Genomic DNA, 18,924 nt, shown 5'->3' on the forward strand with positions numbered 1-18,924 from the left:
TGTGGATTGACTGAAATCCGTCACAGGAATCGAAATCGATGACCCAGGTTACCAACATCCCTTACGAAGCCCTTGAAGTCGGCCAGACCGCCAGCTACAGCAAGACTGTCGAAGAGCGCGACATTCAGCTGTTCGCCGCGATGTCGGGCGACCACAACCCGGTGCACCTGGACGCCGAATTCGCCGCCGCCAGCATGTTCAAGGAGCGCATCGCCCACGGCATGTTCAGCGGTGCGCTGATCAGCGCAGCGGTGGCCTGTGAATTGCCTGGGCCGGGCACTATCTATATCGGTCAGCAGATGAGCTTTCAGAAGCCGGTGAAGATCGGCGACACGCTGACGGTGCGCCTGGAGATTCTGGAGAAACTGCCGAAATTCCGCGTGCGCATTGCTACTCGCGTATTCAATCAGCGTGATGAGTTGGTAGTGGATGGCGAGGCCGAAATTCTCGCACCGCGCAAACAGCAGACGGTGACGTTGCCGACATTGCCGGCGATCAGTATTGGCTGATGATTGGGAAGTGTCAGGTAGATTGCTACCCCCCTCACCCCAGCCCTCTCCCCCAAGGGGGCGAGGGGGAAAGGGAGCTGATCTGCATCGGATTCAAATCCTGCGCTCGGCGCGGGCGATCTTCAAGACCTTCCAGAACCAGAGTTCAACTCAGATCGCTCAAGTCGGCGTAACTCCGGCATTCACCTCGGTCAGTCCCCTCTCCCTCCGGGAGAGGGCTAGGGTGAGGGGCTTTTCCTGCGGGCACAAAAAAACGCCAGACAAGCTGGCGTTTTTTATCAGCCGACTAACTCTTACGAGTTGGCACGAGCCTGGTTACGCAGGGCTTTCACCTGGTCGTGGTTGCGTTGTACGCCGTGGTACTGACGCTCAACCAGATCCTTGATGCCAACCAGATTGTGCTTGTTGATCTTCTCGATCGCTTCACGATAAGCCTTCAGCGCATGGTCTTCACCGCGCTCGGCTTCGTTCAGGACAGCCTCTTCGTCTTTACCGGTGAACATGGATTTGACGTCGACCCAGCGCCGGTGCAGATCACCGGCCACGCTGGTCGAAGTTTCCGGATCACCGCCCAGCGAACGTACCTGAGCCTGCAGCTCGGCTGCTGCGGTGGCGCAATCGGCGGAGCGCTGCACGAACAGGGTTTTCAGTTCTGGGTGCTTGATGTCTTCGGCGCAAGTCTTGAACCCTTCCTGACCGTCCTTGCAGGTTTCAATCAGGTCGTTGAGTACAGAAATGGCTTCTTTATTCATGTCGGTCATTTTTCAATTCCTTGCGATGGGTTGAAGATGCAAGGGATATTGCAGTGTGCGTGCCAGCTTCGCTTTACGAAAAAATATCTTTATTTTCAATGAGTTAAGAAAGATTGAACCATCTGTATGCTGGTTTTTTGCATGATCTGTCATTTGGCCTGCATGCAGAATGCCTGTATTTTCCAGGCTGTCATGTGAATCGATGAAGCGTGCTGATGAATCCGGAAAAACTCGAACTGCTGATCACCCGCGAGATGCCCTTCGGCAAATACAAAGGGCGGATCATTGCCGACTTGCCTGGCCCCTATCTGAACTGGTTCGCCCGTGAAGGCTTTCCCCACGGTGAACTCGGTGGCCTGTTGGCGTTGATGCAGGAGATCGACCACAACGGCCTGTCCGACCTGCTCGAACCGCTGCGCGCCAAACACGGCAAACCCGCCCCGCGCCACTGACGCGCCCTTCCCTCTTGAGCCTTGCCGACCATGCCTGACAACACCCGCCGCGCCCGTGACGAAGCCTTCTGGCAGACATTCGCCGACCGATACGATGTGCAGCCCGGCCCGGTCAACCTGGAAAACGGTTACTTCGGGCGCATGTCGCGCACGGTGATCGAGGAGTACCAGCGCAATATCGAGCTGATCAACACCAGCAACTCGATTTATGTGCGCCAGCGCTTTGAACAGCACGACAACCTCGAAATCCGCGCGCAACTGGCCGAACTGATCGGCGTGCGCGCGCAAAGCGTGGCGCTGACGCGCAATGCCACTGAAGGCCTGCAGTCGCTGATCCGCAATTACAATCGCCTGCAACCGGGCGATCAGGTGCTGATCTGTGACCTCGAGTACGACACGGTCAAGGGCGCCATGCGCTGGCTGGCGCAACAGCGTGGCGTTGAGGTCATCGAGATTACCCACCACCATCCCGCCAGTTTCGACAGCCTGCTGGAAAGCTACCGCAAAGCTTTCATCCGCCACCCGAAACTCAAACTGATGGCGCTGACCCATGTCACCCATCGCACCGGCCTGGTCATGCCGGTGCAAGCCATCGCCGCGCTGGCCAGAGAGCACGGCGTCGACATCATCCTCGACGGTGCCCACGCCCTCGGCCAGATTGAATTTGACCTGCAAGCGTTGGGCATCGCTTTCGCCGGTTACAACCTGCACAAATGGATCGGCGCACCGCTGACCCTTGGCTTCATCTATATCGCCCCGCAGCGTCTGGCTGATATCGATCCGGACATGGGCGAGATGCATTACCCGGTCAGCGATATTCGCGCGCGCACCTCGTACAGCACGCCGAACATCCCGGCGCTGATGACCTTGCCGCTGGTGTTCGAAGAGCACGACGCCCTCGGCGGCGCCGCCGCCAAAAGCCCACGCCTGAATTACCTGCGCAACTTGTGGGTCAGCCGGGTCCGGCACGTGCCGGGCATCGAGGTGCTGACGCCGGACGACCCGCAACTGTATTGCGGGATCACCGCGCTGCGCTTCACCCGGCATGCCGATCAGCAGGCCATGGCCGAGCGTCTGCTCAGCGAATTCAACCTGTTCACCGTGGTGCGCACCGGCGCCGCGTGCGGGCCTTGTATCCGCATCACCCCGGGGCTGACCACCACGGCCGGCGAGATGGAGCAGTTGGTCCACGCATTGAACCAGCTGCGCTAGAACGGCACACCGGAGTTTTTTTCGTAGCCTTCGAGGCCAAGCTGCGACGACACGGCGAAGGTGTCGATGCCGAGGGTCTGGCAGGCGAAGGCACCGTCTTCAAGATCGGCGCCGGCGATCGGCTGCAATACCAACTGCAAGGCGTCATCGGCGGCAGCTTCACAGCCGCAGCGGCCTGGGAGGTGCAAGGTGCCGGCCCAGGCCTCGTGGTGAGCTTGCGCTCCTGCTTCGTCGCCGGGAATGAATACGTTCAGCTTCAGGCAAGCAGCGCCGTGCGCCGGCCGATCCGGATAGACGCTGGTGAAACGGACGATGCCATGGCTGTCGGTCGATTGACTGCCGCCCAGGCTGGTGTCGCCATCGACACGCTGTTGAATGCGCACCAGCGCGCCGATGACCGGCTCGCTGGTCATCGCATCGACCAGCGACAGACGCAGGATCAGCGGCAGGCCTTCGACTCCCTGGCTGATATTGCGCACTTGGGAATCGGCTGCGGGGCGGCCGAGGGAAAGTTGCTTCGGTTGATAACGGGATTGTGGTGTAAGGGTCAGAGACTGACGGTCGTCCATGAGGCGTTCTCTCTTCCATAAGAAGAACGCAGGTTAACCCCGGCAAACGGACCGCGTGCGTTAACTATGTATCGCGGCATGTATGTTTACTTTCTTCGGCGCAAAAAAAAAGGTGCGCCGACCAAGCGCACCATAAAGCCGTAAAGCACACAACGAGGTGTAGGGGTAAAGATCAGTCCAGCAGCGCCAGGGCTTCGGCGGTGCATTCCTGAATGCGCGCCCAGTCGCCGTTCTTGATCCACTCCGGATCAAGCATCCAGCTACCGCCCACGCACATGACGTTTTTCAGCGCCATGTAGCTCTTGATATTGGCCGGGCCGACGCCGCCAGTCGGGCAGAATTTCACTTCGCCGAACGGGCCGCCGAGCGCCTTGATTGCCGCCACGCCACCGCTGACTTCCGCCGGGAACAGCTTGAAGCGGCGATAGCCCAGACCGTAGCCTTCCATGATCCCCGAGGCGTTGCTGATGCCCGGCAACAGCGGAATCGGGCTGTCGACGCTGGCTTCGAGCAGGTCACGGGTGATGCCCGGGGTGACGATGAATTGCGAACCGGCCGCTTCCGCCGCTGCGAGCATGTTGCGGTCGAGCACGGTGCCGGCACCGGTCATCAGTTCCGGGCGCTGTTCGCGCAGGATCTGAATCGCCTTGAGGCCGAACTGCGAACGCAGGGTCACTTCCAGCGCGGTCAGGCCACCGGCGGCGAGGGCGTCGGCCAGTGGCAGCACGTCCTGTTCGCGGGCGATGGTGATCACTGGCAGGATCCGCGCCTTGGCGCAGAGACTGTCGATCAGGGCAACTTTGTCCGCCATGGAAACGGTCGGGGATGGGGTTGTCATAGCGGCTGTTCCTTGGCTCATGGGCACCAGTAAATCTCTAACGTAGGTTGCAGAAACGCGCGCACCGGCATGGCCGCAACGTCATCGGATGCCAGCGCGGCATTCAGGGTGGTCAGTTTCGATTGACCGGAAATCGACAGAATCTTGTGCCGGGCCGAGGCCAGCAGCGCGCGGCTCATGGTCAGGCGCTGACGTGGCACGCTGGGCGCCAGCATCGGCCAGCAACGGCGCGTGCCATCGGCTTGCAGGGCTTCGCCGAGGTTCGGGCTGTCGGGGAACAGCGACGCGGTGTGACCGTCATCGCCCATGCCCAATACCAGCACGTCGATCGGCGGCAGTTCGCCGAGCAGACGATCGGCCTGTTCCGCAGCCTGCTCGACGTTGGCCGCCGCGCTGTAGAGGCTGAGGAACTGCGCCTTGGCTGCCGGGCCTTTGAGCAGATACTGCTTGAGCAGGCCGGCATTGCTGTCGGCATGTTCCACCGGCACCCAGCGTTCGTCGGCGAGGGTCACGACGACCTTCGACCAGTCCAGCTCCTGCTTGGCCAGGTGCTGGAAGAACGCTACCGGGCTGCGCCCGCCGGACACCACCAGCACCGCGTTGCCGCGTGCAGCAATGGCGTCGCTCAGTTGCTTGGCAACGTTCAGCGCCAGACCTTCGGCGAGCAGCACCGGGCTGTTGAATTCGCGGGCAGTCACGCCCGTCGGCAGTTGCACATCAGATATCGCCATACCACGACCTCCCGTCCCGCGTGATCAAAGCAATGGAGCTCATCGGCCCCCACGACCCTGCCGCATACGGCTTGGGCGCGTCACCGGATTTCTTCCACCCGGCGATCAGCTGGTCACACCACTTCCACGCGGCTTCGATTTCATCTTTACGGACAAACAGGTTCTGATTGCCGTTCATCACTTCCAGCAACAACCGCTCATAGGCATCGGGGATCCGCGCGCTACGCCAGGTGTCGGAGAAATTCAGTTGCAGCGGCCCGCTGCGCAGTTGCATGCCCTTGTCCAGGCCCTGCTCCTTGGTCATCACGCGCAAGGAAATGCCTTCGTCCGGTTGCAGGCGGATGATCAGTTTGTTGCTGATCTGCAGGCGCTGCTCCGGGGCGAAGATGTAGTGCGACGGTTCCTTGAAGTGGATGACGATCTGCGACAGCTTCTGCGGCATGCGCTTGCCGGTACGCAGGTAGAACGGCACGCCGGCCCAGCGCCAGTTGCGGATGTCGGCACGCAGGGCGACAAAGGTTTCGGTGTCGCTCTGGGTGTTGGAATTCGGTTCTTCGAGGTAACTCGGAACGGATTTGCCCTCGCTGTGGCCGGCGATGTACTGACCGCGCACCACTTGCGTGGTCAGGCCTTCCGGACTGATCGGCGCGAGCGCCTTGAGCACTTTCACTTTCTCGTCACGGATGCTGTCGGCGGACAGGTCGGCCGGCGGGTCCATGGCGATCAGGCAGAGCAGCTGCAACAGGTGATTCTGGATCATGTCGCGCAGCTGGCCGGCCTTGTCGAAATAGCCCCAGCGGCCTTCGATGCCGACCTTCTCGGCCACGGTGATTTCCACGTGGGAAATGTAGTTCTGGTTCCACTGGGTTTCGAACAGGCTGTTGGCGAAACGCAGGGCGATCAGGTTTTGAACGGTCTCTTTGCCCAGATAGTGGTCGATGCGGTAGGTGCGGTCTTCCGGGAAAAACTGCGCCACCGCGTCGTTGACCTTGCGCGACGACTCCAGGTCAGAGCCGATCGGTTTTTCCAGCACCACCCGAGTATTTTCGGCCAGACCGACTTTCTCGAGGTTCTCGCAGATCGCGCCGTACACCGCCGCCGGGGTGGCGAAGTAGGCAATCATGCGTTGGCTGCTGCCAGCCAGTTCCGCCAGCGCCACGTAATCCTCAGCCTTGAGGAAGTCGACGTGCAGATAGGTCAGGCGCGCGAGGAAGCGCTCGGCCACGGTTTCGTTCAGCTCTTTGCCGACGTAACGGCGCAATTCGGCGGCGATGAACGCCATGTGCTGCTGCTCGCTGCCGGGCTCACGGGCCAGCGCGATGATTCGCGTGTCCTCGTGCAGCAGGTCGGCACCGTCAAGGTGATACAGGGCAGGAAACAGCTTGCGCAGGGCCAGATCGCCAAGCGCGCCGAACAAGGCAAAGGTGCACGGTTCAACCGTAATGGAAGGCATGATGTTTGTTCTTTTATCAAGTTAAGCTACAAATACCTTTTTTCAAGGCATCACTCAAGGGAAAATGTAGTAATAACCACAACATTTTCGCAGAATACTCAATCCGAGTGGTGGTCGCCCGGACGCATCAGTAGGATAGGCCACCGTCACGGGCCATATCAAAGGCCCAATTTGCATAGCCCGACGCAACTCTGCGTCGGTGAATCAGGAATTCCATATGGACCGCGTGCGAAATTTACTGGAACAGATCCAGAGTCGCCTTGAAGAGCTGAACAAGGCCGAACGTAAGGTCGCCGAGGTGATCCTGCTCAACCCGCAGCAGGCCACCCGCTTCAGCATCGCCGCCCTCGCCCAGGCCGCCTCGGTGAGCGAACCGACGGTCAACCGCTTCTGCCGCTCGTTCGGTGTCAGCGGCTATCCCGAGCTCAAGCTGCAATTGGCGCAGAGCCTGGCCAGTGGCGCGGCGTATGTCAGCCGCGCGGTCGAGGCCGACGACAATCCCGAGGCGTACACGCAGAAGATTTTCGGCAGCGCCATCGCTTCCCTGGACAGTGCTTGCCAGGCGCTCGACCCGAACCTGATCAGCCGCGCCGTCGACCTGTTGATCCAGGCGCGGCAGATCCACTTCTTCGGCCTCGGCGCTTCCGCCCCGGTGGCGCTGGATGCGCAGCACAAGTTCTTCCGCTTCAACCTCGCCGTCACCGCCCACGCCGATGTGCTGATGCAGCGGATGATTGCTTCGGTGGCGCACACCGGCGAGCTGTTCGTGATCATTTCCTACACCGGGCGTACGCGCGAATTGGTGGAAGTGGCGCGGATCGCTCGCGAGAACGGTGCTTCGGTGCTGGGCCTGACGGCGGAGAATTCGCCGCTGGCCAAGGCGAGTACCTTGAGCCTGAATATTCCGTTGCCGGAAGACACCGACATTTACATGCCGATGACGTCGCGGATCATTCAGTTGACGGTGCTGGATGTGCTGGCGACGGGGATGACCTTGCGCCGTGGCGTGGACTTCCAGCCGCATCTGCGCAAGATCAAAGAGAGCTTGAATGCGAGCCGGTATCCGGTTGGGGATGAATTCAACTAAAGATCAAAAGCCCCCTCACCCCAGCCCTCTCCCGGAGGGAGTGGGAGCCGACCGAGGTGTCTTGCGCGGTACATCGACCTGAAATATCCAGTCGATTATAGATTCAGAACTGCACTTTCAGGTCGGCGTAATTCTTGAGCATCCCCCATTCGGTCCCCTCTCCCTCTGGGAGAGGGCTAGGGTGAGGGTATCGGTGTACTTGACGCACTAAGCCGCTGCCCACGCCTGCAAACTCAAATGCGCCTTCTCCCCCGGCGCCAGGTGCAGGCTGTCCGTGCCGCCCGCTGCTGCTTCTACGCAAACGAATTCCGATACCTCGTCCCAGCTCACCCCCAGCAACGGCCGAGTTCCGGGATGCCAGACGACGGTGTCGCCGCTGTCACCGGTATCGATGCACAACTCGCGCTGCCAGGCGTGATCCTTGAGCTGCAATTCGCCGTCATGCTGGAACACCCGCTGACAGCCGCCATCGACGCGCAACTCACCTTCTTGCTGGCAAACCTGGCGATTCAACTGGTCATAACCCTGAGCGCCTTCGAGGCCAGACAGCGCTATCTCACCAACATCGCCTATACGCCAGTAAGCGTGCAAAGCCTGGCTCAACTGGCACGGCATGTCGTCCTGATGCTCGGTGCTCAGGCGTAATTCCATGCGTTCGCCCAGATGCGCATGCAGGTCGACCTGCCAGTCGCACAGCTGCAATTGCCAGTGCAGGCGCACGCCGTCTTCGGCGCTGCTGCTGTCGAGCAGTTTCCAATCGAGCAGTCGCGCCCAACCATGGGACGGCCACGCGTTTTCGCTCGGATGACGGCCATACCACGGCCAGCACACCGGCACGCCACCGCGAATCGCGCCGACATGCGGCCACTTCGCCGCGCACCACAACCACGGCTTTTGCCCGCGCGGTTGAAAGTGCAGCAACTGCGCGCCCTGACGACTGAACACCGCCTGACACAGCGGATGATCGATCACCAACACGTCGCGCATCTGATAGCGCTCCCAGGCGAACACCGGTCGCTCGCGCAGGGATTTGAAGAAGCGTTGCAGCGGATGCTCATGCATTGGCTACGGTCCTGAAAATCATGGGGGTACAATTACCTTTGTGACCCTTGAATACTGTGGCGAGGGGATTTATCCCCGCTGGGTCGCGAAGCGGCCCTGAAAACCATTCACCGAGGTGTATCAGCCAGATTGTGCTTATCGGACTTGGGGCCGCTTCGCAGCCCAGCGGGGATAAATCCCCTCACCACAATGGGTACGACATAACTCTTTCTGCGGTTCTCGCAAAAAAAAGCGGACAGCCTTGGCTGTCCGCAAAATGCGCACATAGAGAGGAGCTTATCGCAGACGCGTCAGAACGTTGACTGAATTTTCAGGCCAGCGACCAAAGCGTTATCGACTTCATCCACACCGCCCGGATGGGTGATGTATTGCAGGTTGGGACGCACGGTCAGCCAGTTGGTGACATGGATGCCGTAGTTGAGTTCGTAGTTGTATTCGGTTTCACGAATCGGCGAGAACGCGGCGTTGTCGTAGTCGGACACACCGTTGGCAGCGTTCAGCAGTTCAGCGTTGCGCTTGACGTCCTTATTGACGTGGATACGCGCAGCGCCGATACCGATGTCATCTTTCGGACGCGCATCGAACGGGCCTTTGTAGACAAACATCACCGACTGGTAGTTGTCGATGAAGTTGGTGTCCTTGTCGTGGAAGGTCGCGTTGGCGGCGATGTTCAGACCGCGAGTCGCATCACCGTTGTGGCTGGTGAGTTGCTGTTGCGCGACGAACCAGTAACCGCTTTTGCTGTTGTGCGACTTGTAGTCATCACCGGTGGTTGCCGCATCGAGACCGTTGACGTCTTCGCGAACGTCGTCGGCATCGGCCGTGCTCTTGTAGTAACCGACGCGGTATTCGCCCGGCAGACTGTTGACCTTCGGCGACCAGACCAACTCAACCGGCAGCACGGTACCTTTGGTGCCGCTGCCGCTGAGCTTGAAGCCGTTGCCGTGTTCCAGTTGCGACGGGTTCTGGTTGTACGCACCGATTTGCGCGTAGAGCTCGTCGTTGATGTTGTACTTCACACGGATCGCGGCCTGGCTGACGGGCCAGTTGTACCAGATGTTGGTCGCCCAGTTACCCACTTGCGAACCGCAGAACGCCAGGTTCTGGAAGTCGCACGGGAAGGTGTTGAAGTCTTCGCCTTCGCCGAAGTAACCGGCCTTGACGTCGAGCTTGTTGTCGAAGAACTGGTGCTGGATCCACAACTGGGTCAGACGCACCATGTGGCCACGGCCGTAGACTTCCTGCGATGAGCTGAGGGTGCCGGCACGCGGATCGCCAACGCGGTCGTTGGAGATGTTGTAACCGTTACGGTTGGTCAGCTGGATCTTCGCTTGGGTGTTGTCCCAGCCCCACAGTTTCTGCAGGTCGAGGGCCACGCCCAGACCGAACTGGTCGGCGTAACGCGCAGTCTTGTCGTCGTTGTAGCCACCGTTCAGGTTGGCGCCCATCTCGCCAACGTAGTCGGCCTTGATGTCGATACCCTGCTCGATCAGCTTGGTGCGCTCGCCGCCCCAGTCGCCGGTCATCCACTTGGAGTCGGAGCTGAACGCATCCGCCGCCATCGCATTACCGGCCAGCACCAGTGCAGCTGCCGCTGAAACCTGGCAGATCAACCGGGCATTGACGTGTTTCTTTTTCATCCCTACATCCTCGTCTTTATTGTTATTAACTGTTTTTATCTAACGCGGTTTACATAAAGTGCGGTGCTCGATAGGCCGGGCACTGCTTGCTCCTTATAGGAGTGAACCCTGTGGCGAGGGGATTTATCCCCGATGGGCTGCGTGGCAGACCCCGCTTTTATGGGGCCGCTGCGCGACCCAAAGGGGCGGTGCGACGTTTCGCTAAATCCCCTCGCCACAAAAGCTCGCTCCCACATTTGCTCCTCAGCGCCCCTTGAACTGGGCGACGTTCGCAGACCGCGCATCGGTCTGCGGTTGGCCGGCAGTGCCCAGACGCTCGCCGGTATTGGCATCGAACAACAACACTTTCGACGGATCGAATTGCAGCGTCAGGCTTTCGCCTACCTGCGGTGCCACGTCGGGCGCCAGTCGGCAGCAGACCTTGGTGTCGTTCAGATTGACGAACACCAGGGTGTCCGGGCCGGTCGGTTCAGTGACCTGCACTTCGGCGCGGATGCTCGGCAGACCATTGCCCTCGCCGTTCGCCAGACAGATCTGCTCCGGACGCAGGCCGAGGATCACTTCGCGATCTTCAAGCCCGGCGTCCTGCATGCTCATCGGCAATTCGCAGCGCGCCTGGCCGCTGTCGAGCAGCGCCAGCAAACGGCCGTCCTTGCGCTGCAAACGCAGGGGGATGAAGTTCATCGGCGGCGAACCTATGAAGCTCGCCACGAACAGGTTGGCCGGGTTGTTGTAGATGTCTTTCGGCGTGCCGAACTGCTGAATGATGCCGTCCTTCATCACCGCAACCTTGTCGCCCAGCGTCATCGCTTCGATCTGGTCGTGGGTCACGTAGACCGTGGTGGTTTTGAGGCGCTGGTGCATCAGTTTCATTTCGGTGCGCATCTCGACGCGCAGCTTGGCGTCGAGGTTCGACAGCGGTTCGTCGAACAGATAGATCTTCGGCCGCCGCGCCAAAGCACGACCCATCGCCACGCGCTGTTGCTGACCACCGGAGAGCTGGCCCGGCTTGCGGTTGAGCAGGTGTTCGATCTGCAACAGCTTGGCGACGCGGGCGACTTCTTCGTCGATCGCTGCCTGCGGCATCTTGCGGATTTTCAGGCCGAACTCGATGTTCTCGCGCACGCTCATGGTCGGGTACAGCGCGTAGGACTGAAACACCATGGCGATGTCGCGATCCTTGGGGCTCATGCCGCTGACGTCCTGATCACCGATCATGATCGCGCCGCCGGTGATGGTTTCCAGCCCGGCGATGCAGTTCATCAAGGTCGATTTACCGCAGCCCGACGGGCCGACGAGGATCAGGAATTCACCGTCCTTGATCGACAGTTCGATGTTCTTCAGGGTGTCCGGCAGGCCGGCCCCGTAGGTCTTGTTTACGTTGCGAAGTTCAAGCGTAGCCATGATTACCCCTTGACCGCGCCGGCCGTCAGCCCGCGCACGAAATACTTGCCTGCGACCACATAGACCAGCAGGGTCGGCAGGCCGGCGATCATCGCCGCTGCCATATCCACGTTGTATTCCTTGGCGCCGGTGCTGGTGTTGACCAGATTGTTCAGCGCCACGGTGATCGGTTGCGAATCACCGCTGGAGAACACCACCCCGAAGAGGAAGTCGTTCCAGATCTGGGTGAACTGCCAGATCAGGCAGACCATGATGATCGGCGTCGACATCGGCAGAATGATGCGGCGGAAAATCGTGAAGAAACCCGCGCCATCCAGACGCGCAGCCTTGACCAGCGCATCGGGAATGCTCACGTAGTAGTTGCGGAAGAACAGCGTGGTGAACGCCAGACCGTAGACCACGTGCACGAAGACCAGGCCGGTGGTGGTGCTCGCCAGGCCCATCTTGCCGAGGGTGAACGAGGCCGGCAGCAGTACGGTCTGGAACGGCAGGAAGCAGCCGAACAGCAGCAGACCGAAGAACAACTGCGAACCACGAAAGCGCCACATCGACAGCACGTAACCGTTCAACGCACCGATGGCGGTGGAGATGATTACCGCCGGTACGGTGATCTTGATCGAGTTCCAGAAGTAGCCGTCAACCGTGGCCCAGGCCTTGACCCAGCCGATGCCGCTGACCACGGTCGGCCAGCTCAGCAGGTTGCCGGTGCTGATGTCTTCCGGGGTCTTGAAGCTGGTCAGCAACATCACCACCAGCGGCACCAGATAGAGGAACACCGCGAGGATCAGCACCGCGTAGATCGCGATGCGGCTCAAGCTGATCGCAGGTTTGGCAGCGAGACTAGTCATGACGCTTGGTCCTCAGCTCGGAATACAGGTAAGGCACGATGATCGCGAGGATCGCACCGAGCATCAGAATCGCACTGGCCGAGCCCATGCCCATCTGGCCGCGACTGAAGGTGAAGGAATACATGAACATCGCTGGCAGGTCGGAGGAATAACCCGGGCCGCCGGCGGTCATTGCCGCAACGAGGTCGAAGCTCTTGATCGCGATGTGCGCGAGGATCATCACCGCACTGAAGAACACCGGACGCAGGCTTGGCAGCACGACTTTCCAGTAGATGCGCGGCATGCTCGCGCCGTCGATCTGCGCGGCACGGATGATCGATTGGTCGACGCCGCGCAGGCCGGCGAGGAACATCGCCATGATGAAGCCCGAGGCTTGCCACACAGCGGCGATCACCAGGCAGTAGACCACGCGATCAGGGTCGATCAGCCAGTCCAGACGGAAGCCTTCCCAGCCCCAGTCACGCAACAATTTGTCCAGGCCCATGCCCGGGTTGAGCAGCCATTTCCACGCGGTACCGGTGACGATCATCGAGAGCGCCATCGGGTACAGGTAAATGGTGCGGATAAAGCCTTCGCGACGGATGCGCTGGTCGAGGAACACCGCCAGCAACACGCCGATCACCAGGGTAATGCCGATGAACATGCCGCCGAACACGGCGAGGTTCTTGCTCGCCACCCACCAGCGATCGTTGTCGAACAACCGCGCGTATTGCGCCAGACCGGCCCACTTGTAGTTGGGCAGGAAAGTCGAAGTGGTGAACGACAGAATGAACGTCCACAGGATGTAGCCATAGAAGCCCACCAGCACGATGAACATGCTCGGCGCCAGCACCAGTTTGGGTAGCCAGCGCTGCAATGCATCGAACGGCGAGGCCTTGCTGAACACAGCAACAGAACTCATGGGGAAATCCACAATAAGGGTTTACTAAAGCATTTCCTTGCAGGAGTGAGCCCTGTGGCGAGGGGATTTATCCCCGATCGACTGCGCAGCAGTCGCGAAATCATTACATGCGGTATTTCACACACTGCGCCGCTGCAACTTTCCGGGGTCGCTTCGCAACCCATCGGGGATGAATCCCCTCACCACAAACGCCCACTCCCACAGGGGCCAAGCATTACTTGGCCGACTGAACCGCCGCGCCGAGTTTCTTCGCCGCATCCGCCGGGTCTGCTTTCGGGTCGTTGATGTAGTTGGTGACTACGTCAAAGAACGCGCCCTGCACGGCCAGCGTGGTCGCCATGTTGTGCGCCATGCTTGGCTGCAGGCCGCCGGACTTGGCGTCCGCGAGGAAGTCCTTGGCAGCGGTCTGTGCGCAGGAGTCGAAGCCGAGCTTGTCCATGTTGGTCAACATGTCGTTACGAACCGGGATCGAGCCTTTGTTGATGCTGAAGACTTTCTGGAAGTTCTCACCCAGCACGACTTTGGCGATGTCCTGCTGACCGGCCGCAGTGCCGGCGTCCTTCTGCTTGAACACGGCGAGCGAGTCGATGTTGTAGGTGAACGCCTTGTCGGTGCCTGGGAACGCTACGCACTCGTAGTCCTTGCCGGCGACTTTCTTGGCGGCGGTCCATTCGGACTTGGCCCAGTCACCCATGATCTGCATGCCGGCCTTGCCGTTGATGACCTTGGCCGCTTCGAGGTTCCAGTCCTGGCCTTTGCCGTCCGCGTCCATGTAGGTCGCGACTTTCTTCAGCTCAGTGAGCGCCTTGACCATTTCCGGGCCGGTCAGCGCTTTGTTGTCGAGATCGACCAGGGCTTTCTTGTAGCCATCCACGCCCATGACCGAGAGCACCACGGCTTCGAACACGGTGCTGTCCTGCCAAGGCTGACCGCCGTGGGCGAGCGGAATGAAGCCCGCCGCTTTCAGCTTGTCGCCGGCTGCGTAGAACTCTTCGAGGGTGGTTGGATTCTTGGTGATGCCGGCTTTCTTGAAGACTTCCGGATTGATCCACAGCCAGTTCACGCGGTGAATGTTCACCGGCACGGCCACGTAATCACCGTCGTACTTCACGGTATCGGAGACTTTCTTGTCGAGCAGGCTGTCCCACTTTTCCGACTTGGCGACGTCTTTCAAAACGTCGGTGTCGAGCAGACCGGTCGACGCCCATTCCTGGATGTCCGGGCCTTTGATCTGCGCTACGCCTGGCGGGTTGCCGGCAACGGCGCGGCTTTTCAGCACGGTCATGGCAGTCGCACCGCCACCACCGGCGACAGCGCCGTCCTTCCAGGTGAAACCGTCTTTTTCGACTTGGGCCTTGAGCACATCGACAGCGGCTTTTTCGCCACCAGAAGTCCACCAGTGCACGACTTCCACCGAACCTTTGGAATCGGCAGCGGAGACACTGAGCGGCAGGATTGCGAGCGGGAACAGGGAGGCGACAGAAATGACAGTAGCGAGGCGAGAAATCGCATTCATTCGAGATGTACCTTTCTTGTTGTTATGCATTGCAAGTCTGGTGCTTGCGCTGCACGGAGTTTAAACAGAGCGTTTCGCTTCGCAGGTAACGAAGGGACGCGTAAATGTCACGACATGGTTACACAGGAACAGGCCGGGATAGCTGCGCCAAAGCCGTGGCCATGCTTGGCGCCAGCGGCAATCGCGGAATCAGCACAGCCTGCCAGGCGTGATACAGATCGGGCTTGCCCGGCCAGATATCGGCACTTGGCACATTCTGCGGATTGAGTTCGTGGTGCCAACTGCCGTTGCAGCGGTCGATGAAATTCGTCTCGCAGAACTCCCAGAACAGCCGGTACCAGGTTTCGTATTGCCCGTCGCCGGTGCGTTTGAGCAAGGCACTGGCGGCGGCGCTGGCTTCGGCATGCGTCCAGTGCAGACGATGGCGAACGACAGCCTGGTTATCCCAGTCGAGGGTGTAGACGATGCCCGGCGCGCCATCGACATTCCAGCCGTGCCGGCAATTGTTTTCGAAGAGTTTTTGCGCATCAGTCGCCACCCAGCCCGGCGTAAGCATGCCGGCCTGTACCCGCGCGGCTTCAAGATGCAGGAGCAAGCGCGCCCACTCGAAACCGTGGCCCGGCGTGGTGCCGTAAGGACGAAAACCGTCAGCCGGATTGTCGTGGTTGTATTCGCGCAGCGGTTGCCAATCGCGATCGAAGTGTTCGATGACCATGTAGTCGTTGGCTGCAGCGTGGCCATGGATTACTCGTTCGACGATGCGCTGGGCGCGCACCAGCCAGCGAGGATCTTCGGTGACATCAGCCAGCACGAGGAATGCTTCGGTCGCGTGCATATTGCTGTTGGCGCCGCGATAGGCTTCTTCTTCGCTCCAGTCGCGATTGAAGAATTCGCGCATGGCGCCCTCTTCTTCGCTCCAGAAATAGGTGTCGATGATGTCGATGGCGTCATCGAGCAAGGCTTGAGCGCCGGGCCGTTGTGCGACCACGGCGGAGCTGGCGGCGAGCGCGACAAAGGCATGCAGATAGGCGTTCTTGCCGGTGTTGTCGTCGCGATGTTCGGCCACCGCAAACCAGCCGCCGTGCAGCGCATCACGCAGTGGCCCGCGCAACGCGGCGATACCGTGGTCGACCAGCTCGGCAAACCCCGGCAGGCCCTGAATGTGCGCCATGGCGAAGCTGTGGGTCATGCGCGCGGTGTTCATGGTTTCGGCTGGTGCGTTCGCCGGCAAACGGCCGCGTTCGTCGAGATTGCCGAAACCTTCTGGCAGCTTCGAGGCCTTGGCAAAATCCAGCAGACGCAGGCCTTCGGTAGCGAGCCATTGCTGGTGGGCAGGGGCGTTCAGCCAACTGCTGAAGTCTGGGTGAAAGGTGTCCATTGGGTGGCCCTTTTTTTTGTTATGACTGCGGGCAGTCTAAACAACGGGCCGGGGTGGGCTTGTAACGAAGGGGACGGGGTTTGTCACTGGCTTGTGACATTTGTATTGATACATCTGTCGTCTTCGCGAGCAGGCTCGCTCCCACAGGCGAACGCATTCCAACCGTCAAAACGCGGGCGAATGTGGGAGCGAGCCCGCTCGCGAAGAACGATAACGCGGTCTGACTAATCAACACTGCGCGGCAACTGCAACGTCACCCGCAACCCGCCCTCACGCAGGTTCTGCAACGTCACCTCGCCGCCATGGCTATGCGCAATGTTGCGCGCAATGCCAAGGCCCAAGCCATAACCCTGCTGCTGCCCCGCCAAACGGAAGTGCGGCTCGAACACTTGCTCCAGCCGCTGCTGCGGCACACCCGGCCCTTCATCATCGACATGCAGAACAAAGGCGCTGTCATCGTCATCGATGTGCAGATGCGCGTTCTGCCCGTACTTCAAGGCGTTGTCGATCAGGTTGCCGATGCAGCGCTTGAGCGCCAGTGGTTTGCCCGGGTATGCCGACAGCGCGCGGCCATGCTGAGTGACGCGGCCATTGCCGTTCGGCGCCAGATACGGCTCGACCAGGCAATCGAGGACATGATTGAGATCCACCGGCTCGATGTTCTCGTGGATGTCGGTGTCTTTCACGCATTGCAGTGCGCCTTTGACCAGCAGCTCCAGCTCATCCAGATCGCGGCCGAATTTGGCTTGCAGCTGTTCGTCTTCGAGCAGTTCGACGCGCAAGCGCAGGCGGGTGATCGGCGTGCGCAGGTCATGGGAAATCGCGCTGAACAACTGGCTGCGTTCGGTCAGGTAGCGGCTGATGCGTTCGCGCATGGTGTTGAACGCGCGGCCGACTTCGACCACTTCACTGCCACCGCCCTCCGCCACCGGCTCGACGTCGGCGCCCAGCGACAGATCCCGCGCTGCCCGCGCCAGACGCTTGAGCGGCCGACTCTGCCAGTGCACCAGCAGGCCGATGAACAACAGCAAGAAGCCGCTGGTGAGGACGATAAACCACACCTGCTGCGCCGGCAGGCCTTGCTCTTCGAGACTGGTGTACGGCTCGGGCAGCAAAGAAGCGATGTACAGCCATTCGCCCGGGGCCATTTGAATCTGCGTGACCAGCACCGGCGGATTCACCGGCTCCAGGGTCAGCGCGTAATGCGCCCAGGAGCGCGGCAATTCATCAAGTTTCAGCCCGGCGTTGAAAATCCGCAGGTCTTCGGGGCTGACGAAGGTCACCGAAATATCCGTGTCATGGCCCAGAGACTGACGCAGCACTTCGTCCACCGCCTGCATCACCGCAGCCTTGCGCGGCGTCACCAGCAGCACGTCCATGCCCAGCGGCTTGTCGTTCAGCGTCACGACAAACCGGGTGCCGCCCATGCTGCGCAATTGATCGAGCACCAGCGGTCGATAGGCCACTGGCAAGGAACGGAAATAGCTGACGCTGGCAGTCATCGAATGCGCCAGGCTGCGGGCGCTGGTGACCAGACCTTCGAGTTGAGTGGCGCGCAACTGCGATACCCAGATCACGCTCGACAGCGTCTGCGCGAACAGCACCGCCAGCAGAGTCAGCAGCAGCATCCGCCCGAGCAGTGAGCGCGGCACCGGTATGCGACTGGCGAATTTGCCCAGCGCCTCAGTGAGCATTGCCGGCAACCACATTGGCTGCCAACTGATAACCGCTGCCACGCACAGTGCGGATCAGCCGTGGCGGTTTTTCGGTGTCGCGCAGGCGTTGGCGCAAACGGCTGACGGCCATGTCGACAATGCGATCGAGCGGCATCAGATCGCGGCCACGGGTGGCGTTGCCGATGGTGTCGCGGTCGAGGATTTGCTGCGGATGATCGAGGAACAGTTTCAGCAGGGCGAAATCGGCGCCGGAAAGAATCACTTCCTCGCCGTCGGTGTGGAACAGCCGATGACTGACTGTGTCCAGGCGCCAGTCGTCGAAGGCCAGCACTTCGCTACCGCTGCGTTCGTGGGCGAATTGCGCGCGACGCAGCAGGGCCTTGATCCGCGCTTGCAGTTCGCGCGGGCTGAACGGTTTGCCGAGGTAGTCGTCGGCGCCGAGTTCCAGACCGATCACCCGGTCGGCTTCGTCGGAACTGGCGGTCAGCATGATGATCGGCACCTGCGCCTGACGCGGATGCTGGCGCACCCAGCGGCACAGGCTGAACCCGTCTTCGTCGGGCAGCATGACATCGAGGATCACCAGGTCGCTCGGCGCCTCATTGAGCGCCTGACGAAAACCGGCACCATCGGCGGTGGCCCGCACCTGAAACCCGGCGCGGGTCAGGTAGGTTTCCAGCAACTCGCGTATTTCCTGGTCGTCATCGACCAACAATATCGACTTGTTGACTGAGCTCACTTCGAAGGCATCCTTGTTGTTGGAGTTGGGGCGGATTATGCCTTAAGCGCTGATTTTACAAACACCACAAAACCACTGTGGGAGCGAGCCTGCTCGCGAATCGGGTTTACCTTCAACGCATTTGCTGACTGATACACCGCTTTCGCGAGCAGGCTCG

18 protein-coding genes are annotated in these 18,924 nt (G+C 60.5%); 4 read left to right on the forward strand and 14 right to left on the reverse strand.

Annotated elements, in window-relative coordinates; translation table 11 throughout:
• Positions 1-38: 38 nt before the first annotated feature.
• Positions 39-509, forward strand: a complete 471-nt coding sequence (locus HU724_RS21730; protein WP_003227420.1) for a MaoC family dehydratase — start codon at positions 39-41, stop codon at positions 507-509.
• A gap of 293 nt (positions 510-802) precedes the next feature.
• Here HU724_RS21730 and HU724_RS21735 read toward each other — a convergent pair whose 3' ends face one another.
• On the reverse strand, positions 803-1,270 hold the full coding sequence (locus HU724_RS21735) for a ferritin-like domain-containing protein (RefSeq protein ID WP_016773542.1): 468 nt from the start codon (positions 1,268-1,270) through the stop codon (positions 803-805).
• Between the two features lie 206 nt (positions 1,271-1,476).
• Between HU724_RS21735 and HU724_RS21740 the strand changes: the two genes are divergently transcribed.
• Both HU724_RS21740 and HU724_RS21745 read left to right on the forward strand, forming a co-directional pair.
• On the forward strand, positions 1,477-1,713 hold the full coding sequence (locus HU724_RS21740; protein ID WP_003227425.1) for a DUF3820 family protein: 237 nt from the start codon (positions 1,477-1,479) through the stop codon (positions 1,711-1,713).
• 30 nt (positions 1,714-1,743) lie between these two features.
• On the forward strand, positions 1,744-2,925 hold the full coding sequence (locus HU724_RS21745) for an aminotransferase class V-fold PLP-dependent enzyme (RefSeq protein ID WP_186567674.1): 1,182 nt from the start codon (positions 1,744-1,746) through the stop codon (positions 2,923-2,925).
• Here the strand turns inward: HU724_RS21745 and HU724_RS21750 are convergent.
• The 4 genes from HU724_RS21750 to zwf form a co-directional block, all read right to left on the reverse strand.
• The gene (locus HU724_RS21750; RefSeq protein ID WP_186567673.1) at positions 2,922-3,494 is read right to left on the reverse strand and encodes a peptidase associated/transthyretin-like domain-containing protein; all 573 of its coding nucleotides are present in this window, start codon (positions 3,492-3,494) and stop codon (positions 2,922-2,924) included. The genes HU724_RS21745 and HU724_RS21750 overlap by 4 nt on opposite strands.
• A 172-nt stretch (positions 3,495-3,666) precedes the next feature.
• Positions 3,667-4,332 (reverse strand): bifunctional 4-hydroxy-2-oxoglutarate aldolase/2-dehydro-3-deoxy-phosphogluconate aldolase, encoded by a 666-nt coding sequence (locus tag HU724_RS21755; protein ID WP_016773539.1) that lies wholly within the window; start codon positions 4,330-4,332, stop codon positions 3,667-3,669.
• A 17-nt stretch (positions 4,333-4,349) separates the two neighbouring features.
• Entirely contained in the window at positions 4,350-5,063 is a 714-nt protein-coding gene (pgl, locus tag HU724_RS21760; RefSeq protein ID WP_016773538.1) for a 6-phosphogluconolactonase, read from the reverse strand.
• Complete coding sequence (gene zwf, locus HU724_RS21765; RefSeq protein WP_186567672.1) at positions 5,050-6,516, reverse strand: glucose-6-phosphate dehydrogenase; 1,467 nt, start codon at positions 6,514-6,516, stop codon at positions 5,050-5,052. Before zwf ends, pgl begins: the two co-directional genes overlap by 14 nt.
• Positions 6,517-6,742: 226 nt before the next feature.
• Here zwf and HU724_RS21770 point away from each other — a divergent pair, with 226 nt between their 5' ends.
• Positions 6,743-7,603, forward strand: coding sequence for a MurR/RpiR family transcriptional regulator (locus HU724_RS21770; RefSeq protein ID WP_169842436.1), 861 nt, complete (start codon positions 6,743-6,745; stop codon positions 7,601-7,603).
• 207 nt (positions 7,604-7,810) lie between these two features.
• On the opposite strand, the gene HU724_RS21775 is transcribed toward HU724_RS21770, so the two are convergent.
• From HU724_RS21775 to HU724_RS21815, 9 genes are all read right to left on the reverse strand, one after another.
• Positions 7,811-8,665 carry a D-hexose-6-phosphate mutarotase gene (locus HU724_RS21775; protein ID WP_186567671.1) on the reverse strand — a complete coding sequence of 285 codons (855 nt, stop codon included), beginning with the start codon at positions 8,663-8,665 and terminating at the stop codon, positions 7,811-7,813.
• A 290-nt stretch (positions 8,666-8,955) separates the two neighbouring features.
• A complete protein-coding gene (locus HU724_RS21780; protein ID WP_016773536.1) occupies positions 8,956-10,305 on the reverse strand; it encodes a carbohydrate porin in 1,350 nt (449 codons plus the stop codon).
• Positions 10,306-10,548: 243 nt separating this feature from the next.
• Entirely contained in the window at positions 10,549-11,709 is a 1,161-nt protein-coding gene (locus tag HU724_RS21785) for an ABC transporter ATP-binding protein (RefSeq protein ID WP_186567670.1), read from the reverse strand.
• Positions 11,710-11,711: 2 nt separating this feature from the next.
• Positions 11,712-12,557 (reverse strand): carbohydrate ABC transporter permease, encoded by an 846-nt coding sequence (locus HU724_RS21790; protein ID WP_039758116.1) that lies wholly within the window; start codon positions 12,555-12,557, stop codon positions 11,712-11,714.
• Positions 12,550-13,458, reverse strand: a complete 909-nt coding sequence (locus HU724_RS21795) for a carbohydrate ABC transporter permease (protein ID WP_016773533.1) — start codon at positions 13,456-13,458, stop codon at positions 12,550-12,552. Before HU724_RS21795 ends, HU724_RS21790 begins: the two co-directional genes overlap by 8 nt.
• 214 nt (positions 13,459-13,672) lie before the next feature.
• The gene (locus tag HU724_RS21800) at positions 13,673-14,974 is read right to left on the reverse strand and encodes an ABC transporter substrate-binding protein (protein WP_186567669.1); all 1,302 of its coding nucleotides are present in this window, start codon (positions 14,972-14,974) and stop codon (positions 13,673-13,675) included.
• A gap of 118 nt (positions 14,975-15,092) precedes the next feature.
• A complete protein-coding gene (locus tag HU724_RS21805; protein ID WP_186567668.1) occupies positions 15,093-16,352 on the reverse strand; it encodes a D-mannose isomerase in 1,260 nt (419 codons plus the stop codon).
• Positions 16,353-16,576: 224 nt separating this feature from the next.
• Positions 16,577-18,046 carry an ATP-binding protein gene (locus HU724_RS21810; protein ID WP_122611773.1) on the reverse strand — a complete coding sequence of 490 codons (1,470 nt, stop codon included), beginning with the start codon at positions 18,044-18,046 and terminating at the stop codon, positions 16,577-16,579.
• On the reverse strand, positions 18,036-18,767 hold the full coding sequence (locus HU724_RS21815; protein ID WP_039758123.1) for a response regulator: 732 nt from the start codon (positions 18,765-18,767) through the stop codon (positions 18,036-18,038). Before HU724_RS21815 ends, HU724_RS21810 begins: the two co-directional genes overlap by 11 nt.
• Positions 18,768-18,924 lie beyond the last annotated feature (157 nt).

Origin of the sequence: Pseudomonas iranensis (genome assembly GCF_014268585.2) — a bacterium.
Classification (GTDB): Bacteria; Pseudomonadota; Gammaproteobacteria; order Pseudomonadales; family Pseudomonadaceae; genus Aquipseudomonas; species Aquipseudomonas iranensis.